This window comes from Anoxybacillus kestanbolensis, assembly GCF_001996285.1.
Taxonomy (GTDB): Bacteria; Bacillota; Bacilli; order Bacillales; family Anoxybacillaceae; genus Anoxybacillus; species Anoxybacillus kestanbolensis_A.
The window spans coordinates 590,684-609,928 of sequence record NZ_MQAD01000005.1 but is presented as its reverse complement, the minus strand read 5'-3'; the positions used below and the strand labels follow the sequence as shown (position 1 = coordinate 609,928).

17 protein-coding genes and 1 pseudogene are annotated in these 19,245 nt (G+C 41.2%); 15 read left to right on the top strand and 3 right to left on the bottom strand.

Annotated elements, in window-relative coordinates; all coding sequences use genetic code 11:
• Window positions 1-9: 9 nt before the first annotated feature.
• Window positions 10-1,008: an NADPH dehydrogenase NamA gene (namA, locus tag BO219_RS05500; RefSeq protein WP_077428707.1), complete on the bottom strand. Its 999-nt coding sequence runs from the start codon at window positions 1,006-1,008 to the stop codon at window positions 10-12.
• A 72-nt stretch (window positions 1,009-1,080) separates the two neighbouring features.
• On the bottom strand, window positions 1,081-1,902 hold the full coding sequence (proI, locus tag BO219_RS05495) for a pyrroline-5-carboxylate reductase ProI (protein WP_077428706.1): 822 nt from the start codon (window positions 1,900-1,902) through the stop codon (window positions 1,081-1,083).
• Window positions 1,903-2,340: 438 nt separating this feature from the next.
• On the opposite strand from proI, the gene BO219_RS05490 reads away from it, so the two are divergent.
• The 3 genes from BO219_RS05490 to BO219_RS05480 are packed head-to-tail and all read left to right on the top strand — an operon-like array spanning window position 2,341 to window position 4,399.
• Entirely contained in the window at window positions 2,341-3,288 is a 948-nt protein-coding gene (locus tag BO219_RS05490) for an MBL fold metallo-hydrolase (protein ID WP_077428705.1), read from the top strand.
• The gene (locus BO219_RS05485; protein WP_077428704.1) at window positions 3,285-4,070 is read left to right on the top strand and encodes an SDR family NAD(P)-dependent oxidoreductase; all 786 of its coding nucleotides are present in this window, start codon (window positions 3,285-3,287) and stop codon (window positions 4,068-4,070) included. Before BO219_RS05490 ends, BO219_RS05485 begins: the two co-directional genes overlap by 4 nt.
• Window positions 4,071-4,081: 11 nt before the next feature.
• Window positions 4,082-4,399 (top strand): iron-sulfur cluster biosynthesis family protein, encoded by a 318-nt coding sequence (locus BO219_RS05480; protein WP_077428703.1) that lies wholly within the window; start codon window positions 4,082-4,084, stop codon window positions 4,397-4,399.
• A 31-nt stretch (window positions 4,400-4,430) separates the two neighbouring features.
• Here the strand turns inward: BO219_RS05480 and BO219_RS05475 are convergent, their stop codons facing one another.
• On the bottom strand, window positions 4,431-4,637 hold the full coding sequence (locus BO219_RS05475; protein WP_077428702.1) for a CDGSH iron-sulfur domain-containing protein: 207 nt from the start codon (window positions 4,635-4,637) through the stop codon (window positions 4,431-4,433).
• Window positions 4,638-4,824: 187 nt separating this feature from the next.
• Here BO219_RS05475 and BO219_RS05470 point away from each other — a divergent pair, with 187 nt between their 5' ends.
• The 12 genes and pseudogenes from BO219_RS05470 to BO219_RS05415 all read left to right on the top strand — a co-directional run bounded on the left by BO219_RS05470 (window position 4,825) and on the right by BO219_RS05415 (window position 19,235).
• Window positions 4,825-5,940, top strand: a complete 1,116-nt coding sequence (locus BO219_RS05470; RefSeq protein WP_077428701.1) for a TIGR04053 family radical SAM/SPASM domain-containing protein — start codon at window positions 4,825-4,827, stop codon at window positions 5,938-5,940.
• A gap of 210 nt (window positions 5,941-6,150) precedes the next feature.
• Complete coding sequence (locus BO219_RS05465; protein ID WP_077428700.1) at window positions 6,151-7,323, top strand: nitrate/nitrite transporter; 1,173 nt, start codon at window positions 6,151-6,153, stop codon at window positions 7,321-7,323.
• Between the two features lie 157 nt (window positions 7,324-7,480).
• Window positions 7,481-8,812 (top strand): NarK family nitrate/nitrite MFS transporter, encoded by a 1,332-nt coding sequence (locus BO219_RS05460; protein WP_077428699.1) that lies wholly within the window; start codon window positions 7,481-7,483, stop codon window positions 8,810-8,812.
• 67 nt (window positions 8,813-8,879) lie between these two features.
• Window positions 8,880-9,632: a molybdate ABC transporter substrate-binding protein gene (modA, locus tag BO219_RS05455; RefSeq protein ID WP_226373778.1), complete on the top strand. Its 753-nt coding sequence runs from the start codon at window positions 8,880-8,882 to the stop codon at window positions 9,630-9,632.
• A gap of 2 nt (window positions 9,633-9,634) precedes the next feature.
• The gene (gene modB, locus BO219_RS05450; RefSeq protein ID WP_077428697.1) at window positions 9,635-10,330 is read left to right on the top strand and encodes a molybdate ABC transporter permease subunit; all 696 of its coding nucleotides are present in this window, start codon (window positions 9,635-9,637) and stop codon (window positions 10,328-10,330) included.
• Window positions 10,311-11,354 (top strand): sulfate/molybdate ABC transporter ATP-binding protein, encoded by a 1,044-nt coding sequence (locus BO219_RS05445; RefSeq protein WP_077428696.1) that lies wholly within the window; start codon window positions 10,311-10,313, stop codon window positions 11,352-11,354. Before modB ends, BO219_RS05445 begins: the two co-directional genes overlap by 20 nt.
• A 323-nt stretch (window positions 11,355-11,677) precedes the next feature.
• Window positions 11,678-11,823: pseudogene (locus BO219_RS15095) on the top strand (transposase family protein); the annotation flags it as partial.
• Between the two features lie 267 nt (window positions 11,824-12,090).
• The gene (gene cobA / locus BO219_RS05435) at window positions 12,091-12,819 is read left to right on the top strand and encodes a uroporphyrinogen-III C-methyltransferase (protein WP_035019519.1); all 729 of its coding nucleotides are present in this window, start codon (window positions 12,091-12,093) and stop codon (window positions 12,817-12,819) included.
• A gap of 226 nt (window positions 12,820-13,045) precedes the next feature.
• Window positions 13,046-15,475, top strand: a complete 2,430-nt coding sequence (nirB, locus tag BO219_RS05430) for a nitrite reductase large subunit NirB (RefSeq protein ID WP_077428695.1) — start codon at window positions 13,046-13,048, stop codon at window positions 15,473-15,475.
• A 12-nt stretch (window positions 15,476-15,487) separates the two neighbouring features.
• Entirely contained in the window at window positions 15,488-15,793 is a 306-nt protein-coding gene (gene nirD, locus BO219_RS05425) for a nitrite reductase small subunit NirD (protein ID WP_035019520.1), read from the top strand.
• Between the two features lie 15 nt (window positions 15,794-15,808).
• The gene (nasC, locus tag BO219_RS05420) at window positions 15,809-17,950 is read left to right on the top strand and encodes an assimilatory nitrate reductase catalytic subunit NasC (RefSeq protein WP_143271271.1); all 2,142 of its coding nucleotides are present in this window, start codon (window positions 15,809-15,811) and stop codon (window positions 17,948-17,950) included.
• 31 nt (window positions 17,951-17,981) lie between these two features.
• Window positions 17,982-19,235, top strand: a complete 1,254-nt coding sequence (locus BO219_RS05415; protein ID WP_077428693.1) for a nitrate/nitrite transporter — start codon at window positions 17,982-17,984, stop codon at window positions 19,233-19,235.
• Window positions 19,236-19,245 lie beyond the last annotated feature (10 nt).

Genomic DNA, 19,245 nt, shown 5'->3' with positions numbered 1-19,245 from the left:
TTTCGTGTTTTACCATCCTCTTACATATGGTTTCGGTGCTTCAAGCTGAATGCCAAGTTCGTTTGCGGCTGTTTTTGGCCAATATGGGTTGCGAAGAAGTTCGCGCCCGATGAAAATCAAATCGGCGCGGCCGTTGCGCAAAATTTCTTCCGCTTGCCGTCCGGAAGTAATAAGTCCAACAGCACCAGTTGCGACATTTGCTTCACGGCGAATCGTTTCGGCAAACGGCACTTGATAACCTGGATATACGTCAATTTTCGCTGGAACGACGGCGCCAGAGCTGACGTCAATGAGGTCAACGCCTTGTGCTTTCATACGTTTGGCATATTCGACGTAGTCGTTCACCGTTAAACCGTCTGGGTGATAGTCAGAAGCAGAAATACGAACAAACAACGGTCCGCTCCATACTTCTTTTACCGCTTCAATCACTTCACTTAAAAAGCGGTAGCGATTTTCCCCGTATTCATCTGTTCGTTTGTTTGTAAGAGGCGATAAAAACTCGTTAATGAGATAGCCGTGAGCAGCATGAATTTCAATGACATCAAATCCTGCTTCCTTGGCGCGACGTGCACCTTGTTGAAACGCATGAATCGTTTCTTCAATGTCCGCTTTTGTCATCTCTTTTGGCGTGCGCATCGTTTCATCAAATGGAAGTGGTGATGGCGCGATGATTTCTCCGGCAACCATCGCTTTTCGTCCGGCATGGGCAAGTTGGATGCCGATTTTGGCGCCTTGTTCGCGAACAAGTGAGGTAAGTGTACGTAATCCGTCAATATGGTCATCATTCCAAATGCCTAAATCGCGAGCTGAAATTCTTCCTTGTGGTGTCACGGCTGTCGCTTCGACAATAATAAGCCCGACTTGCCCGACAGCACGAGATGCATAATGAATAAGATGCCAATTGTGCACCGTTCCGTCTTCGCGATCGCACGCATACATACACATCGGCGACATAACAATGCGGTTTTTAAAGGTAACATCTCGAATCGTATATGGTGAAAATAACATGGCTAATCCCTCCCACAGTATGTTTCATAACAAATGATACCATGGGTATTTGGAAAAGAAAAACAACTTGCACTATTGAACGGAGGAAAGCAGTGCCTCACCGAGTTCTTTTGAACGTTCAGTTGCTCGTTTAATGCAGGCAATCATCGCTTCTTGATAGCGATAACGTTCAAGTACGCCAATGCCTGCTTCTGTCGTTCCGCCTGGACTTGTCACTTCTTTGCGTAGGATGGAAGGATGCTTATTTGTTGCTTTTAACATATGGGCCGCGCCGATAATCGTTTGTAAAATAAGCTCTTTGGCAATATCACGCTCAAGCCCAATTTCATCCGCTGCTTTTTCCATCGCTTCAACTAAATAGTAAACGTACGCTGGTCCGCTGCCGGATAATCCTGTCACTGCGTGTAAATGCTGCTCATCAACAATCGTAACGATCCCGACTGTTTCAAATAGCTCTTTTGCCATGTGTAAATGTTCAGCTGTTGCATAGGTACCTTTTGCTAGCGCTGTGGCGGATTGCCCGATCGCCGCTGATGTGTTTGGCATGGCGCGAATGACAGGCATTTGTTTTCCAATGAGCGATGCAATTGTATCGGTCGTTACTCCCGCAAGCAATGAAATAATAAGTTGCTGTTCGTTAAATGCATGTTTGATCGACGTCAAGCTATCCGCAACGTCTTTTGGCTTCATCGCTAAAATCACGATATGAGCTTCTTTCACTGCTTTTGCTTTATCTGTGTCGATTCGTACCCCGTATGTTTGTTGCATATATGTCAGTCGTTCCATTCGAGAGCGATTCGTTACGATCATTTGCTCTGGCTTATATAACGTTTGTGTCACCCCAGAAATAAGTGCTTCTGCCATCGATCCTGCACCGAGAAACGTGATTGTCATACTTTCTCCTCCTCGTCTCCAAAATAAAAAAGACCTTTCGTCCGATAAAGGACGGAAAGGTCTTTATTTCCGCGGTACCACCTTTGTTGGCACAATGTGCCCACCTCTTATGCCGGTATCGTCGGCAAGACGGTTAGGTTTGCCTAACAGCTCATAGGGTAGGTTCCATGATAAAGAGGGTAATGAAACCTTTCAGCCAATGGGTTTCACTCTCTTTTACCGTTTATCATGTACTGGCCCTAGTCATCGCTTCGTACATATATGATTTGTTTGCAATTATGCATGAAAAACAAGCGTGTTGTCAATAGGTTTCACGGTTTTATTTTCTGAATTTTTTTAATAAATAAATAAAAATAAATGACAAACAGAGAAAATAAGTGTAAACTGATAAACAGACGAAACGGAAAATTATGATGATATAATGAAGGAGTCAGAAAAATGGAACAGTTACATCGCATTGTCGTTCCCACGCCATTTGCTGTTGGGGATGTGAACATGTATATTATCGAAGGGGATCGTTTAACGCTCATCGATGCGGGTGTAAAAACGGAAGAAGCATGGCATGTGTTCGTTCGTGAATTGCGCGAACTCGGCTATAAACCGGAACATATTGAACAAGTGATCATTACACATCACCATCCGGATCATGTTGGATTACTTGATTATTTACCTTCGACCATTCCCGTCATCGGTCATCGGAAAGCCGCCCCTTGGATTGCAAAAGATGCTGCCTTTTTTGCATGGCATCAACAATATTTTGAGCAGTTTTTAATGGAATGTGGAATTGGTGAAGAAGGAATAGCGAAACTTGGAAACTTCCGACGCTCCCTTCGTTTTTCGTGCGAGCGCTCGCTCACACAAGAAGTGAAAGAAGGGGATGTGATCGAAGGATGGATGGTTATCGAAACGCCAGGTCATGCGCAAAGTCATATTGTATTATATCGTGAATCGGACGGTCTGATGATCGGAGGAGATCATTTGTTAGCGACCATTTCATCGAATCCGTTGTTAGAGCCGCCTGCGATCGGTGAACAAGAGCGCCCAAAACCACTTTTGCAATATAACGATTCATTGAAAAAGTTGTTGAATTATGACATTACAACAATTGTTACAGGACACGGGGAAAATGTGACAGATGTTGCACCACTTGTCGAAAAGAGGTTAGAAAAACAAAAAGAGCGTGCCGAACACGTATGGAAATTGTTGAGTGAAAAACCGATGACAGCATTTGACGTATGCCGTGCGCTCTTCCCAACCGTATATGAACGGGAATTTTTATTGACGATGTCTGAAGCGATTGGTCAACTTGATTATTTAGAAGCGATCGGAGCGGTGAAAAAACAAAAAGATGGTCAAATATATATGTACGAAGTGGTGAGATCATGAAGTTAGCAGGGAAATACGTCGTCATTACAGGAGCATCGAGCGGTATTGGCGAACAAATCGCATACGAAGTAGCGAAGCGCGGGGGAATACCGATATTGCTCGCTCGTTCAAAAGAAAAGTTGGCGCAAATTGCGCAACATATTGAACAAACGTACAACATCCCCTGCGTATATGAATCGCTAGATGTTAGTAATCAAGAAGAAGTAGATGCTGTATTTGATCGATTACTTGCGTCCGTCGATATCGATATTCTCGTCAATAATGCGGGGTTCGGTGTGTTTCGGTATGTCGAGCATATCGATCTCTCAGAAGCGAAGCAAATGTTTGATGTCAATGTGCTCGGATTGATCGCGTGTACAAAAAAAGTGTACACACATATGATGAAGAAGCGGTCCGGCCACATTATTAATGTCGCATCTCAAGCAGGAAAAATCGCAACGCCAAAATCGAGCGTATATGCCGCAACAAAACATGCTGTCCTTGGATTTACAAATAGCTTGCGAATGGAAGCGTCCATGTATGGCATTTTTGTCACTGCTGTGAACCCAGGACCGATCAAAACAAACTTTTTTACTGTCGCTGATACGTCCGGAGAATATGTGAAAAACGTGAAACGATGGATGCTTCGTCCGGAATTTGTCGCCAAGCGCGTCGTTGATGCGATGCTTACTCCAACGCGTGAAGTGAATTTTCCGTTTTGGATGCATATAGGAAGTCGCGTGTATCAATTATTTCCATCGGTCGTCGAAAAAATGGGAAAACGGGCATTTTTAAAAAAGTAAGCGAGGTGTAAATGGTGAAAATTACGATCACGGAACGAGCGATCGAACAACTTCGTCGTGTTCGTGGAAACAAGCACGTCAAGCTTACATATGATACAGATGATTGTGGTTGTGCTGTCAATGGAGTGCCTATGTTACTGCTTGTCGAGCAATTAGACGAACATGATGTAGCGATTGAAACAAACGATATGCCGATTTGGATGGAAAAACATCGGCTCATTTTCTTTGATGAACAAATGACGATTGATGTTGTCGATGGGGCAGGATGTTTTCAATTAAAAAGCCCCAATCAAATATTGAATCCGCGCATGTCGCTGATGGAGCGCTAACAAAGTAAAAAGCCCGGAATAAAAGCCGGGCTTATTCGTTTTTTGGTGCGCGAACGACGGATTGAAATTTTCCTTTATGAGATGCATCACAAAATGGCATATTTTGTGAGAGCCCGCAACGACAGAGAGAAAACGTTTCTTTTGTTTCAAACTTGTTTCCTTCCATATCAATTAATTCAACATCTCCGGTCACACGAAATGAACCGTTATCCATCACTTTAATTTGCACTTTCGCCATATATTCCACCTCCTTGTATACCTTATATCGTATATACTATCTATTTTATATTAGAAATGCAAGGACGTGCATATTTGTCAGAACAGTGACAAGATAAATGGATGTGATTTTTTGTGATCAATGTCACATGATATAAATATTCCTTCTTGTACAATGAGAAGTAGTGAGCGAATCGGAGGGATGAAATATGCGTGATTTTCAACAAAATCCGTTTATTGTTATATGGGAGTTAACACGGGCATGTCAGCTCAATTGTCTTCATTGTCGGGCCGAAGCACAGTATCACCGTGATCCGCGTGAATTAACGTTTGAAGAAGGGAAGCGATTAATTGATGATATTTATGAAATGGATCAGCCTCTTCTCGTGTTTACAGGTGGAGATCCGCTTATGCGTCCAGATGTGTACGATATTGCTAAATATGCGATTGATAAAGGACTTCGTGTATCGATGACCCCAAGTGCAACACCAAACGTGACAAAAGAAGCGATCCGAAAAGCAAAAGAAGTAGGCCTTGCTCGTTGGGCGTTTAGTTTAGATGGACCAAACGCTCAAATTCACGATCACTTTCGTGGAACATCTGGCTCGTTCGACTTAACAATGAAAGCGATTCAATATTTACACGAACTCGACATTCCCATTCAAATAAATACAGTCATCTCTCGTTATAACGTTCATGTGCTTGACGAGATGGTGCAACTTGTTGAAAAGCTCGGCTGCGTGCTTTGGAGTGTATTTTTTCTCGTACCGACGGGCAGGGGAAAAAAGACAGATATGATTTCGCCTGTTGAGCATGAAAAAGTGTTTCGTTGGCTTTACGAAACGAGCAAACGTGTACCGTTTGATATAAAAACAACAGCAGGACAACATTATCGTCGCGTTGTTTTACAACAAAAAATGCGAGAACGTCAAATTCACGGTGACATTCGTTATGAAGATGTGCTAATGAAAGGATTAACTGGACAAGTAGACGGACTAGGGCGTGCCCCAAAAGGAGTAAACGATGGAAACGGTTTTGTATTTATTTCGCATATTGGTGACGTATATCCAAGTGGACTATTGCCTGTAAAAGCAGGGAATGTACGTGAACAACCGTTATCCCATATTTATCGCCATTCTCCAATTTTCAAACAGTTAAGAAATCCAGACGGATATAAAGGAAAATGTGGCGTATGTGAATTTCGTTACGTTTGTGGTGGATCGCGTTCAAGAGCATATGCGGTTACAGGCGACTACTTAGCAAGCGAACCGTACTGCATCTACATCCCAAAAGCATGGCGTCAAAAAGAAAAGGTCGGCGAATAGCCGGCTTTTTTCTATTCATCCATACAGGCGATAAGTTCCTTATTTGTGTAAATTGGGAACTTGTCTTTTTTCTACAAACATTTTATTCATATGAAAGAACGTATGAAAGTTTTGTGAACATAACAAAAATTGTGAACAATATAACAGTACTGATCGATAAATTTTTTTACGATAAAATTGTCAAACGATAAAGCGAGGGGGGGAATAAAGATGGAACGATTAAAACAATTTCTTCGAGTTGGTCATTTACCGACACTTCTTTCGTCTTTTTTGTACTTTGATATTAGTTTTATGATCTGGGTGATTCTTGGGGCAACAGGAACGTTTATTGTGGAAGATTTAAGATTGACCCCTGCACAAAAAGGAATGATGGTAGGAATCCCTGTATTAGGAGGAGCGTTGCTTCGTATTCCAATGGGACTATTAGCAGACCGATTCGGTGGTAAGAAAATGGGAATGATCGGAATGGTTTTGACATCCGTGCCTCTTTTATGGGGTTGGTTGTTTGCTGATACATTGACACAAATTTATGCGCTTGGATTGTTATTAGGAGTAGCAGGAGCTAGTTTTGCCGTCGCTCTTCCTTTAGCAAGCCGTTGGTATCCGAAAGAACATCAAGGTTTGGCGATGGGAATTGCAGGTGCGGGAAATAGCGGAACGGTTTTAGCAATGTTGTTTGGTCCTCGTATCGCAGAAGAGTATGGTTGGAATAGTGTATTTGGATTAGCGCTCGTTCCTCTCTTTGTTGCTTTTATTGTATTTATCATCTTCGCAAAAGAATGCCCGACTGCGGTAAAACCAGCAAAAATATCGGAATATATGCGCGTGATGAAAATGAAGGAAACGTGGTTGTTTAGCTTTTTTTATAGCTTATCTTTTGGTGGATTTGTCGGAATGACGAGCTATTTAACACTATTCTTTTTCGATCAATACGGAGTAGATAAAGTGACGGCAGGAGATTTTGTGACGCTTGTCGTATTTGCGGGAAGCTTTGTTCGGCCAATTGGTGGCTATTTAGCTGATAAATATGGTGGAATGAAATTGCTCGTTTGGCTGTTTACAGGCGCTACTGTTACATTGGTGATTGTCGGTATGCTTCCGTCTGTTTATGTTGCATTAGCTCTTTTGTTTACCACACTTATTTTTTTCGGTACAGCGAATGGGGCACTATTTCAAGTCATTCCAAATGTATTCCCGAAAGAAGTCGGATTATTGACAGGTTTTGTCGGTGCAGCAGGTGGATTAGGAGGGTTCTTTTTACCTAATATTTTAGGTTTATTTAAACAATGGACGAATTCATATTCGTATGGCTTTTGGTGGGTAGCAGCAACTATGTTTGTTGCAATGCTTATTATGAGACGATTGCGAAAAACGATCGCTTAAATATCATTTTTTAACATTGTATGAACGTTTCTGAATATGTGATGCACATCACATTCTTATTTATGTGGTTTCTTTATGATGAAAGTACAACAATCATTTTTATAAATCATACTTCAAAATTTTTATAAATCATACTTCAAAAAGGAGAGATAACGTTATGAGTCAACCATTGAAAACGGCTTCAGAAAACGGTGAACGGACAAGTCGAATTGGTTCTTATTGGAACCCAGAAGATCCATTATTTTGGGAAAAAGAAGGAAAAAAACATGCTCGTCGAAATCTGTGGATCTCTGTTCCAACGTTAATGTTGGCATTTATCGTTTGGCAAATTTGGTCTATTACTGCAGCACGTTTGAATGACATTGGATTCCAGTTGACGCAAAGTCAATTATTTACGTTAGCCGCTGTTCCGGGGTTAGTAGGTGCAACATTTCGTTTTGTTTACACGTTTGCTGTTGGGAAATTTGGCGGAAGAAACTGGACTGTTTTTTCGACAGGAATACTACTTGTTCCCGCAATCGGTGTAGGATTAGCCGTACAAAATCCCAATACACCGTATTGGCTCATGTTGCTGTTAGCGGCATTCTGTGGACTTGGTGGTGCAAATTTTTCCTCAGCATTAGCGAATATTAGCTTTTTCTTCCCGAAAAAAGAAAAAGGGACAGCACTTGGTATCAACGGCGGTCTTGGAAACATGGGAGTGTCTGTCGTTCAATTTGTGACACCCCTAATCGTAACTATTGGTGTATTTGGAGCGATCGGTGGTGAACCACAAGTACTCGCAGACGGCTCAAAAGTTTGGTTACAAAACGCTGCATTTATTTGGGTCATTCCGATTGTGTTTTTTACGATTTTAGCATATTTCGGTATGGATAACTTACCAAACGCAAAGCAATCTGTATCGGAGCAGTTTGTCATCGTCAAACGAAAACATACGTGGGTAATGACATGGCTATATACAGCGACATTCGGTTCGTTTATCGGGTATGCAGCGGCCTTTCCACTTTTATTAAAATCACAATTCCCAGAACACGTATCACTTGCCTTTTTAGGAGCATTTTTAGCGGCGGCATTCCGTCCGGTTGGGGGATGGTTATCTGATAAATTGGGTGGAGCACGTGTAACAAACTATGTCTTAATTATCATGGGTCTTGGTGCTGCAGCAGTCATGTATTTTACAACGGAAAAACACTTTATCGGATTTATCGTATCTTTCTTGATCTTATTTATTGCTGCAGGGATGGGATCTGGATCGACATTCCAAATGATTCCAATCATCTTCCCGCCAAAAGAAGCGGCACCTGTTCTCGGTTTTACAGCCGCATTTGCAGCGTATGGTTCATTCTTTATTCCGAAATTATTCGGTTGGGCAGCTCAAAATACTGGCACACCAATTACAGCATTTTACTTCTTTATCGCATTTTATGTTGTATCAATTGCATTAAACTGGTATTATTATGCTAGAAAAAATGCGGAAGTGAAATGTTAGAAGAATAAAAGGGGATATCTGTAATAGATATTCCCTTTTGATATATGGAGGGACTAAAGTGAGAAAAATGTGTTTTTTTATTATGATTTTGTTATTAGTGGCATGTAATCCTCACGCCGCTCAACCAAATGCGACACCATCCATTAAAGTTGCGGCAGCTGCAGATTTAACCCATGCATTTAAAGAAGTTGGGGAGCAGTTTAAAAAAGAAACGGGAATAGACGTTACATTTATTTTCGGTTCGAGTGGTCAGCTAGCAGAACAAATTAAGCAAGGGGCTCCATTTGACATGTTTGCTTCAGCGAATGTAGCGTATGTCGATGAACTTATTCGTGACCGTGTTGCTCTTGAACAAACAAAAAACATATACGCCTTTGGGCGCATTGGGCTTGCCGTAAAAGAAGGAGTAGCTGTAACGTCATTACAAGATTTACTGAAACAAGAGGTAAAAAAAGTGGCAATCGCTAATCCAGATCATGCACCATATGGATTAGCAGCAAAACAAGCGTTAATAAAATCTGATATTTGGGAGCAAGTAAAACCGAAGCTTGTTTATGGCAAAAATATTGCTGATACACTTGCTTATGTGGAATCGGGCAACGTTGAAGTGGCGATCGTGGCACTTGCACTAATGAAGGATCATCATCTTCCATTCTACCTTATTGATGAACATATGCACGAACCGATTCGCCAAGCTGTCGTCGTCGTAAAAACGACGAAACATGAAAAAGAAGCGCGCGAATTTCTCACATTTTTAAAAGGACCAATCGGTACAAGCATCATGAAAAAGTATGGTTTTATCATTCCTGAGGAGGAATAATTGTGGAGGCGGTCAATCTTTTTCCGCTCTTTCTGTCATTAAAAGTAGCAACAATAGCAACGGTTTGTGCGCTTGTTGTCGGATTGCCCATTTCTTACTATTTAAGTCGTTCTAACGATAAAATAAGTGATATACTTGATTCTTTATTTACGTTGCCAATCGTATTGCCCCCAACCGTTCTCGGTTACTATTTACTTGTACTACTTGGTCGCTCAAGTCCAATTGGTCGTTGGTTGGAAGAAGCATTTGGGATTTTGATTGTATTTACACCGACAGGAGCGGTTGTTGCCGCTTTTGTTGTCGCTTTGCCGTTTTTTGTAAAAACGGCACGGGCAGCATTTGCAAGTATTGACGAGCAATTGTTGAATGCGGCGCGCGTACTTGGACGATCGGAGTGGGATATTTTTTTTACTGTCGTCATTCCGCTTTCTTGGCGAAATATCGCATCAGCGACTACGCTTGTTTTTGCGCGTGCGCTTGGGGATTTTGGTACGACGCTTATGGTTGCAGGAAGCATTCCGAATGAAACGATGACGATGTCGATCGCTATTTACGATGCATTGCTTGCAGGAAATAAAAAAATGGCAAATATACTTGTCATCATCATGACGAGTGTATCTGTTGTTTTATTGTATACGATGAAACGATTAGAGAAGCGAATGATGCGAGGGGAAAACGATGCTTTACGTCGCCATTAAAAAAACATTTTCGCATTTTCAGTTAGATGTAAATTTTACAATACACAAAGGGGTCATTGGTATTTTAGGACCATCAGGATGTGGAAAAAGTTTAACGTTACAAAGTATTGCGGGGCTGCAACGGCCAGATGAAGGCGTTATTCAATTGAATAATCATTTGTTTTTTCATTCGGACAACCGAATTCACGTCCCCACCCGTCATCGAAATGTCGGGTATATGTTTCAACATTATGCCCTTTTTCCCCATTTGACCGTTTACGAGAATATTGCGTTTGGCTTAAAAAAATGGCCAAGAAAGCAAGTGCAACATACGGTTATGAACATGATTGAAAATATCGGATTAAAAGGGTATGAGAATCATTACCCCCACCAATTATCCGGAGGACAGCAACAACGAGTGGCACTTGCACGAACGCTTGTTACAAAACCGAGTATATTATTGCTTGATGAGCCGTTCTCAGCGTTAGATCACCATACAAAACGAGCGATGGAACAACAATTTTTTTCTTATTTACAACAACATTTTTCAGGAATCGTTCTTTTTGTGACACACCATTTAGAAGAAGCCTATCGGTTATGCGACGAGCTTATGTTGTATGATCGTGGTCGCATCATACAACAAGGAAAAAAAGAACGTGTATTTCATGAACCAGAAAATGTACAAGCAGCAAAAATTGTTGGATGTAAAAATATATTTCCTTGTACGTTTGTTGAAAAGGGAGACGAGGTGATTGGTTATGTCAACGGTGCACAATTAATCGTCCCTGCACATAAAAAAAAGAGCGGGGCGACATATGTTGGTGTTCATTCGCACCATATTCGCTTTGTTGATGATGCGATATGCAACGCATTTCCTTTTCGTATCATTCGTGTTGCTTCACATGTATATACGTATGATGTGACGATACAAACAGATCATTTTATATTGCAAGCTAGTGTGAGTGAAGAAGAGTGGCGACATATGCATAATAAAAAAGTATATTTACCGCCTGAGCATTTGTTTTTTTTGAGAGAAGGAGGTTGACTCCAAAAGTCCGTTTTTTAGCGTACTTTTGGAGTTAGCCTCTTTTCTTTCCCTCGGCTCTTCTCAACAAGTTGAAGCTATAGGTATGCATAGGGAAAATAGATGGTACGAAAATAGGAATGTTCTTGTATGTTGAGGGTGCTAAACCATCGGAGGAAAATTCCCATGTATGCTTAGTTTATCGAAGAACTCATTGGTATGCAGATATTTTGATCTAAAAAGTACAAAAAGAAGAATGTTTGATTTTTGAAATTTCTCTGCTCGAATAATACCTGTTGCACAATCAAATTGACCCTCGGAGCGCAGACATCACACGACATGGCACTTATCCAGCAATATCCCCTCGAAGTGTGGCAACGGATGATTTTCAACAATGGATCGTGCAATATTGCATCGGAACATCCATTCAGTCAGTAGCTTGAATCTCAAGCTTCCTTACAGAACAAACTACATGGGAAATTTTTCTCATTTTGATGAAGTGTTAGGGATACGGAAATATCCAACGTTTTGCATTGTGGCTTCGGCTAAAAACAGCTAACATACCTTGATGACCAGATACAAGTACATCTTTTTTGATGAACATATTTTATAAAAAACGGGACTGTTACAAAACACATTAACGTCCTGAGACAGTTTTTTAGGCGAATTTTATGTCATGTTTTATTACATTATCGATGTTTATTTTTTATTTATGTAATAAAATGTGATGTGATGATATATGGAAAGGGGAAGGTGTATGGGGAAAGTATATCTGGTTGGTGCTGGACCGGGTGATCCGGGGTTAATTACGTTAAAAGGGATTCGTTGTATTCGTGAAGCAGATGTGATTTTGTATGATCGGCTCGTCAGTCCACAACTTTTGGTGGAAGCAAAAAGAGAGGCTGAGATTATCTATTGCGGAAAAGGTCCCGATTGTCATTTCATGAATCAGAATGAGATAAACAGTTTGCTTACTCGATATGCCCGTGAAGGAAAAATTGTTACGAGATTGAAAGGTGGGGATCCGTTTGTCTATGGAAGAGGAGGTGAGGAAGCAGAAGTGTTAGCCAAGAACCATATAGCATTCGAGATTGTTCCTGGTGTTACGTCAGGGGTGGGGGCTTGTGCTTACGCTGGCATTCCTTTAACGCATCGTTATATTAGTTCTACAGTAGTTTTTGTAACAGGACATTATTGCGATGAGAAAAAGATAAGGTGGGACAATATTGCTAGTATAGAGACGGTTGTTATTTATATGGGTATTAATCAGGCTGTGTATATTGAACAACAAATGATATCAAATGGTCGCTCGCCAAATACACCAATTTGCATTATACAAGAAGGGACAACGAGTCGACAACGAGTGCTTACAGGGGAATTGAAAGATTTATCTCTAATTATTGAAAAACATCGTGTTAAAAGTCCAGGGTTGATCGTCATCGGAGAAGTCGTTCGTATGAGATCTATCATTTCCTGGTTTATGTAAAAAATATGTTATTTTTTATTACAAAACATGTGACATTATATAACCAACTAGTATAATGTTAAATAAAAAAGGAGAAGGATAGAATGAATAAAAAAAACAGAAAAATCGGAACATTAACATTGATTGTTTTAATATGTAAATTTTGGTTTAGGTAAAAACTTATTTGTACTTCATTGATAAACAAAATATGAATTCAAAACTTATACTGAATGGAGGTTGAAGATAAATGAGAAAAAGAAAGCTTGTATTGATCGGCAACGGGATGGCTGGAGTGCGTTGTGTTGAGGAAATTTTAAAGATTGATGGTGATGCATTTGATATTACGATCTTTGGAAGTGAGCCTTATCCAAACTACAATCGTATTTTATTATCAACTGTGTTGCAAGGAGACATGTCAATCGATAGCATTACGATGAACGATTGGGAATGGTATCGAAAAAATAACATCCGACTTTTCGTTGGTGAAACGGTTATAAACATCGACACAGAGAAGCGGTTTGTACGGACAGACAAAGGGCGAACTGTTCAATATGACAAATTAATCATCGCCACAGGCTCTAAGCCTTTCATTCTTCCGATACCAGGAGCGAATAAAAAAGGGGTCACCGCGTTTCGCGATATTAAAGACTGCGAAATGATGATGGAATATGCAAAAACGTATAAAAAAGCCGCAGTGATTGGCGGTGGATTGTTAGGTTTAGAGGCTGCGAGGGGTCTTTTAAATTTAGGGATGGAAGTTGATGTCATTCATATTTTTGACTATTTAATGGAACGCCAATTAGACCCAATTGCGTCGAAACTGTTGCAGTGTGAATTAGAAAAACAAGGAATGAATTTCCTGCTTAAAAAGGAAACAGCAGAGATTTTTGGAGATGGCCGAGTCGAAGGCGTTCGCTTTAAAGACGGAACAGAAATTGCAGCAGATTTAGTCGTCATGGCTGTAGGGATTCGTCCGAATGTTGATTTAGCGCGGGAAAGCGGAATCGCGGTAAACAGAGGGATTGTCGTGAATGATTACTTAGAAACGAGCGTTCCTCATATTTATGCGGTCGGTGAATGTGCGGAACATCGGGGAATTGTGTATGGTCTTGTAGCGCCGCTTTACGAACAAGGAAAAGTATTAGCCGAAGCGGTTTGCGGCATCAAGGGGCGTCCATACGAAGGATCGGTTGTTTCTACGCAATTAAAAGTTTCTGGCGTCGATTTGTTTTCTGCCGGAGAATTTATGGATGGGGAAGGAACGGCATCGATTAAAGTATATGACGAATTCCGTGGAATTTATAAAAAAGTTGTCATTCTCGACGGAAAAGTCGTTGGTGCGGTTTTGTTTGGCGACACAAGCGAAGGACGGAAACTACTGGATATGATTAATAAAAATGAAAATATTTCTAACTCGTTCCAATTATCGTTTTTCCAATCAACTGCGAATTCATCCAATAAAAGCATGGTGGCTGCAATGGGAGATACGGATGTCGTTTGTGGTTGTAATGGGGTAACGAAAGGAACGATTTGTAAGGCAATTGCGGAGCATGGGTTAAAAACTGTTGAAGAAGTGCGTGATTGTACGAACGCTTCACGTTCCTGCGGAGGATGCAAAGGGTTAGTAGCGGAGTTATTAGAGTATACACTTGGTGGGGAATTTGATAAATATGCGATGAAAGAAACGATTTGTGGATGTACAACATTAAGTCGTGAAGAAGTGATTGATGAAATTAAAGCGAAAAATTTGAAGTATGTGAAAGAAGTGATGAACGTCCTTGGTTGGAAAAATGAAGAAGGTTGTTCGAAATGCCGCCCGGCGTTGAACTATTATTTAAGCATGTTGTATCCAAGTGAATACGTCGATGAAGCGGAGTCGCGTTTCGTGAATGAACGGCTTCACGCGAATATTCAAGCAGATGGAACGTATTCGGTTGTTCCGAGAATGTATGGAGGGATCACAACGGCAGAGCAATTGCGGAAAATTGCTGATGTCGCTGAAAAGTACAACGTGCCAATGATTAAGTTAACAGGTGGACAACGCATTGATTTATTAGGAGTGAAAAAAGAAGATTTGCCACGCATTTGGGCCGAATTAGACATGCCATCTGGATATGCATACGCAAAAGCGCTGCGCACAGTCAAAACGTGTGTTGGTAAGCAATTTTGCCGTTTCGGTACACAAGACTCTACAAAACTGGGGATTGATATGGAAAAGAAATTTGAACGGTTGAATACGCCGCATAAAGTAAAAATGGCTGTTTCTGCTTGTCCGCGCAACTGTGCAGAATCAGGAATTAAAGACGTCGGCATCGTCGGTGTCGATGGCGGCTGGGAAATTTACGTCGGCGGAAATGGTGGTACGCATTTGCGCGCGGGAGATTTGCTATGCACTGTAAGGACAGAAGAAGAAGTGATTGAAATGACAGGGGCGTTTCTCCAATATTACCGTGAGTCTGCTAACTATTTAGAACGCACATCCAAATGGGTCGAGAGAGTCGGGCTTGAGCATATTCGCGAAGTGATTTTTGATCAGGAAACTCGCCGGCAATTGCTGGATCGTTTGGAGGAAGCGCTAGCAGCCACGAAAGATCCATGGAAAGAGATAGTTGAAAATAAAGAGATGCAAGAAAAGTTGTTCACAAGTCTACAAGTCAAAGTGCCAGTGAATAGGTAGGAGGAGAGTTAGATGACACGAATGGAGATCGGAACAGTACAACGCCTTTCTGAAAGATTAGGAAAATGCGTAAAAGTGGGACAAATGGAGCTGGCGTTATTTCGGTTGTCAGACGGCCGTATTTATGCGCTTGAAAACCGCTGTCCGCACAAAGGAGGAGATTTGTCTCAAGGAATTGTCAGCGGGGAGTTTGTGTTTTGTCCTCTTCATGATTGGAAAATTTCCATAAAAGATGGGAAAGTGCAAGCACCTGATCACGGTTGTGTGAAAACATATAAGGTAGAAATTGAAAATGGAAAAATATATATACAACTGTAAATAAGGTGAATGAATATGACAAAAGAATTGTTGCGTTATTTTCGGCACAAGCAAAAAGATCATGCGTCGGAAACGTTATTTGATACACAATGCCCGTTTTGTAGCGTTCAATGTGCGATGCAGTTCGTTGAAGAACGCGTGGTTGGAAGAAATTGTTATAAAGTGATTCCGAAAGACAATTCTACTTCAAACGGACGGCTTTGCATCAAAGGGCTTCATGCGCATCAGCACGCATTGCATACCGAGCGATTGCAATTTCCGCTGCTGAAAAGAAATGGTCGGTTTGTCCGAGTGAGCTGGGAGGAGGCGCTCTCTTTTATACAAATAAATTTCAAGAATATTCAAAAAGAATTCGGAAATGATGCTATTGGAGTATATGGAGGCGGCTCGCTAACGAACGAAGAGGCGTATTTATTAGGAAAATTTGCTCGCGTTGCTTTGAAAACGAAATATATCGATTATAACGGTCGCTACTGCATGTCCGCTGCAGCGGCGGCGATGAATGCTACATTTGGCCTTGATCGCGGGTTGACGAATAAACTTTCAGAAATCCCTCATGCTCGCTGCATCATATTAGCAGGTACGAATGTTGCGGAATGTCAGCCGACGATTATGCCATATTTTCATCAAGCAAAGAAAAATGGGACGTTTTTCATTGTCATTGATCCGCGGGAAACGGCTACATGCGGGCTAGCTGATTTGCATATTAAAATCAAACCGGGGACAGATGTGGCATTTGTGAACGGCATGCTGAAAGTCATTTTTGCTGAAGGGTATGTTGATGAACAATTTGTTAAAGAAAGAACAGAAGGATACGACGAGTTAAAGAAACATATTGAGCAAATTCAGCTAGATGAAATGGCGGAGATGACAGGAATTGCTCCGGAAGTGATTCAGTTTGCGGCAAGGCAGTATGCCACGGCACCAACCGGTATGATCTTTACCGCAAGAGGCGTTGAGCAGCAAACAAACGGATATATGACTGTCCGTAATTTTCTAAATTTGGCGCTTGTAACAGGAAAAATTGGGAAAATTGGCTGCGGCTATGGGGCGATTACTGGGCAAGGCAACGGACAGGGGGGACGGGAACACGGGCAAAAGGCTGACCAGCTTCCTGGCTACCGTTCGATCGAAAATCCGGAGCACAGGAAATATATTGCAAGCGTTTGGGGAGTTCCTGAAGAAGAACTGCCGAGAAAGGGGGTTTCCGCCTATGAAATGATACAAAAAATAGATGAAGGGGAAATTAAGGGCTTGTTTGTGATGGGTTCCAACCCCGTTGTATCCAGTCCGAACGCTCGCTTTGTAAAAAGAGCGTTAAAAAAATTGCAATGTTTAGTCGTCGTCGATCTATTTTTATCGGAAACAGCGGAACTCGCTGATTTAGTATTGCCAACCTCGTCTTATTTAGAAGATGAAGGAACGATGACGAACCTAGAGGGCCGCGTGACGTGGCGTCCGGCTTCGCGGAAACGTCCGGGGGAGGTGAAGCATGACTGGGAGATTCTTTGTGAGATTGCCCGAGTGCTAGGAAAAGGCGACTATTTCCGTTTTTCGTCAGCGGAAGAGATTTTTCATGAACTGCGAGTTGCCAGCCGCGGCGGTTTGGCAGATTATTATGGCATTACGTACGAACGTTTGCGAAACGAGCGTGTGTATTGGCCTTGTCCTTCGCCCGACCATCCCGGCACCGCAAGACTGTTTGAACAATCGTTTGCTCACCCAGACGGCAAAGCACGTTTAGCGGTTGTAGACAATGAATATCAAAAAAAACAAACGACGGAACAATATCCGATTTATGTGACGACAGGACGAGTGTTGTCTCACTATTTAAGCGGAACGCAGACGAGAAGAAGCCCAGCGCTTGCGTCTCGACAAATTGAAGCATTTATGGAAATTCACCCAAATACAGCAAAAAAATATAAAATCGAAAACAACGCATTAGTAAAACTTGAAACAAAACGAGGATATGCCATTGTAAGAAGCAAGTACTCCTATAAAATTCGGGAAGATACTGTATTTGTTCCATTTCATTGGAGTGGGTTTCAAAATATTAATCAGATTACAGATGATGAATTGGATCCATACTGCAAGATGCCTGGATTTAAGCGATGTGCTGCAAGAATTATTCCTGTTGTTGATCTAGAAAGAAACTAAAACATTCTATGATAAAAGGAGAGAGATGTTGATGGGAATAAAAGGATTTTTAAAGAGTGGTCATACTCCGACTCTGTTTAGTGCATTTTTGTATTTTGATGTTAGTTTTATGATATGGGTGTTACTTGGACCACTATCGGTCGTGATTATGAATGATTTTCAAATGAATGAGGCACAAAAAGCTAGTTTGGTTTCACTACCTATTTTAGGTGGAGCTATTTTACGTCTTATTCTCGGTTGGTTGGCCGATTATATTGGACCAAAAAAAACCGCTCAATTAGGTATGCTCGTTACCGTAATCCCACTCGTCTGGGGATGGTTATTTGCTAATCATTTGTCAGAGCTTTATATTGTGGCACTATTGCTTGGAGTATCTGGAGCTAGTTTTGCCGCAGCACTCCCTCTCGCAAGCCGTTGGTATCCACCACAATATCAAGGATTAGCTATGGGGATTGCTGGCGCTGGAAATAGTGGAACAGTCTTTACTACTTTATTTGCTAATCGTATTGCCCAGTACTATGGTGATTGGAGTATTGTTTTTGGATTTGCCCTTATTCCGCTTGTAATTACATTCATTGTGTTTACATTGTTTGCAAAAGATAGTCCGAATCAACCAGATCCAAAAACATTTATTGATTACAAAAATGTACTTAAACAGAGAGATACATGGTTGTTTTGTGTTTTCTATAGTGTAACTTTCGGAGGATTTGTAGGTATGTCAAGTTATCTGACTATTTTTTTCTTTACTCAATACGGACTTGATCCGGTAAGGGCCGCAGATTTTACAACTATTTGTGTCATTGCTGGGAGTTTTTTTAGACCCATTGGTGGATGGTTAGCGGATCGATTCGGTGGTGTGCGTATGCTACTCTGTTTATATACGATCATAGGGTTCATGTTTGCTGCGATTTCCTTCCTCCCGAGTTTAGATAAAGTGATTATATTATTATTCATTGTAATGATGAGTCTTGGAATGGGAAACGGTTCTGTATTTCAATTAGTTCCACAAAGGTTTAAAGAAGAAATAGGAATGATTACAGGAATTGTTGGAGCGGCAGGAGGAATTGGTGGGTATTTTCTTCCTAAGGTGTTGGGGAACTTAAAGTTAGTAACTGGTTCTTTCTCATCAGGATTTCTTGCATTAAGTACAGTTTCATTTCTATGTATGTTGTTATTAGTCGTTGCGCAAAAACAGTGGAAAAAATCGTGGATGATTAGTGAAAGAAGGGAACAAACATTATATAATCCAAATCATATGTCTAAAACTAGACGATTTGTAGAGTGAAAGTTCATAC

Bases quoted from the DNA above. Each gene is read 5' to 3' on its own strand.
- namA (WP_077428707.1), bottom strand. From the start codon at position 1,008: ATGTTATTTTCACCATATACGATTCGAGATGTTACCTTTAAAAACCGC.
- proI (WP_077428706.1), bottom strand. From the start codon at position 1,902: ATGACAATCACGTTTCTCGGTGCAGGATCGATGGCAGAAGCACTTATT.
- BO219_RS05490 (WP_077428705.1), top strand. From the start codon at position 2,341: ATGGAACAGTTACATCGCATTGTCGTTCCCACGCCATTTGCTGTTGGG.
- BO219_RS05485 (WP_077428704.1), top strand. From the start codon at position 3,285: ATGAAGTTAGCAGGGAAATACGTCGTCATTACAGGAGCATCGAGCGGT.
- BO219_RS05480 (WP_077428703.1), top strand. From the start codon at position 4,082: ATGGTGAAAATTACGATCACGGAACGAGCGATCGAACAACTTCGTCGT.
- BO219_RS05475 (WP_077428702.1), bottom strand. From the start codon at position 4,637: ATGGCGAAAGTGCAAATTAAAGTGATGGATAACGGTTCATTTCGTGTG.
- BO219_RS05470 (WP_077428701.1), top strand. From the start codon at position 4,825: ATGCGTGATTTTCAACAAAATCCGTTTATTGTTATATGGGAGTTAACA.
- BO219_RS05465 (WP_077428700.1), top strand. From the start codon at position 6,151: ATGGAACGATTAAAACAATTTCTTCGAGTTGGTCATTTACCGACACTT.
- BO219_RS05460 (WP_077428699.1), top strand. From the start codon at position 7,481: ATGAGTCAACCATTGAAAACGGCTTCAGAAAACGGTGAACGGACAAGT.
- modA (WP_226373778.1), top strand. From the start codon at position 8,880: ATGTGTTTTTTTATTATGATTTTGTTATTAGTGGCATGTAATCCTCAC.
- BO219_RS05445 (WP_077428696.1), top strand. From the start codon at position 10,311: ATGCTTTACGTCGCCATTAAAAAAACATTTTCGCATTTTCAGTTAGAT.
- cobA (WP_035019519.1), top strand. From the start codon at position 12,091: ATGGGGAAAGTATATCTGGTTGGTGCTGGACCGGGTGATCCGGGGTTA.
- nirB (WP_077428695.1), top strand. From the start codon at position 13,046: ATGAGAAAAAGAAAGCTTGTATTGATCGGCAACGGGATGGCTGGAGTG.
- nirD (WP_035019520.1), top strand. From the start codon at position 15,488: ATGACACGAATGGAGATCGGAACAGTACAACGCCTTTCTGAAAGATTA.
- nasC (WP_143271271.1), top strand. From the start codon at position 15,809: ATGACAAAAGAATTGTTGCGTTATTTTCGGCACAAGCAAAAAGATCAT.
- BO219_RS05415 (WP_077428693.1), top strand. From the start codon at position 17,982: ATGGGAATAAAAGGATTTTTAAAGAGTGGTCATACTCCGACTCTGTTT.